At 70.6% G+C, this 1,702-nt stretch carries 2 protein-coding genes; both read left to right on the forward strand.

The window, feature by feature from the left end:
• Nucleotides 1-352 precede the first annotated feature (352 nt).
• Nucleotides 353-1,318: a helix-turn-helix domain-containing protein gene (locus FV223_RS26890; RefSeq protein WP_187274889.1), complete on the forward strand. Its 966-nt coding sequence runs from the start codon at nt 353-355 to the stop codon at nt 1,316-1,318.
• 122 nt (nt 1,319-1,440) lie between these two features.
• The coding region (locus FV223_RS26895) for an RNA polymerase sigma factor region1.1 domain-containing protein (RefSeq protein ID WP_187276264.1) at nt 1,441-1,702 on the forward strand (262 nt) is incomplete at its 3' end.

Below are 1,702 nucleotides of genomic sequence, written 5' to 3' on the forward strand. Positions count from 1 at the left end.
CTTGAGCCTCATGGTCGGCGATAAACGATGAAGGGGCCCGATCGGGCCCCTTCATCGTTCAAGCTGCGGCCGCCATTGGCCTGGTTTTACTCCGCCACAGCGGCCTGGAATTGGTCCGCCCTTTACAGCCTGCCTGCGCGACGGATGGGAAGCGGGATGCCGGGCATCAGCCGGCACGCCGACGCGGATTGCGCAGGCCGCACGTGGCTGCCGGCGAGGAAGCCACGATCAGAGATCACGCAAAGGTGAAGTCAGGCTTATCTAAGGTTGCCGATATCAAGCGGAACAATGCCCGAAGCCGTGCCGTTGCTTGGCGTCTGACGGCATGCCTCGGGCGCGTTGGGGTCTGCAGTTGGACGTCGAGAATTTCGAAGCTTATCACCGCCTCTACGGCGGTGTCGCCGACCTGTCGCGGATCGGCGCCGGCTTCAGCGCGCGCCTCAACGTCATCCGCCTCCCGCGCCTGGTGCTGCATGAACGGCGCGTGGAAGGCGTCTTGTCGAACCGCACCTGGGCGTGCGTCGGCCGCCACGGCTTCGATCACATCACGCTCCATCTCCTCAGATCCGGGGATTTCGTGTCCGGTCCGCCCGGTGCCGAGCGGCGGCTTCAGCCCGGCGAGGTCGTCGTGCTCGACACGAGCCGCCCCCACGTCTCCCGCATGACGACGCGCGCGGACCTGCTCTCGATTCAAGTGGCACGCGCCCACGTCGCGGAGGTGATCTCCGATCCGGCCGGGATCCACGGCACCGTCCTGCCGGCCGCGGCCTGCGGCCTGCTCACGGATTTCCTGGCCTCGCTCACGCGGCGATCCGCATCGCTGCGGCCCGATCCGTCGGCCCACGTCGCGGCGGCGGCGATCAACCTGCTGAGCCTAGGCCTCAAGGGCCTGCCGGCCTCGGCCGAGGCGCTTCCGGCCGAGGCGGGGGACGCGCTGCGGCGCCGGCGTGCCGAGGCCTTCATCGCGACGCGCCTGCCGGACCCGAACCTCGACGCGCATGCCGTCGCGGACGGGATCGGGATCTCGCGCTCCGTCCTGTACCGGGTCTTCGGCGTGGATGGCGGGGTGAGGCGGTTCATCCAGCAGCGACGCCTGGACGAGCTGCGCCGCGCCCTCCTGCGCCCCGGCGAGACGCGCCGTCTCGGAAGCCTCGCCTACGCCCACGGCTTCGCCACCGAAAGCCATTGCAGCCGCGCCTTCGCGGCGGCCTTCGGCCTCCCGCCGGGGCAGTTCCGGACCGAGCTGACGCGCCCGGATGCCGACGAGGCGATCGATCGCGAGGACAGCCTCATCGGCTTGGCCAGGGCGCTGTACTGACGATCGGCCCCAGCGCCAGGATCCGCGCACGCGCCGCATTGAGCCCGCGCGCGCCTGCGAAGGTCCGTGAAACCCGCTTGCCCGGCGCCACTTATCGCAGGGGAAACGGCGGGAGGAAACGGATGGCAGGCACGATCGACCGCGCGACGCTCGACCGTCTGATCGCCCTGGGGCGCAAGCGCGGGGAGCTGACCGCGAGCGAGCTTCAGGCGGCTCTGCCGGTCGAGACCTTCGACGTCGACGCCCTCGTCCTGGTGATGCTGGAATTGGAGGCGGCGGGGGTGAGCGTGGAGCCGGATGCGTTCGGCCCGCGCGCCGAGACCGACGCCGCGCCGCGCCTGACCCTCGCGAGCCCGGAGCCCGGCGCGCCACGCGTGATCGCAC

The organism is Methylobacterium sp. WL116 (genome assembly GCF_008039455.1).
GTDB lineage: Bacteria > Pseudomonadota > Alphaproteobacteria > Rhizobiales > Beijerinckiaceae > Methylobacterium.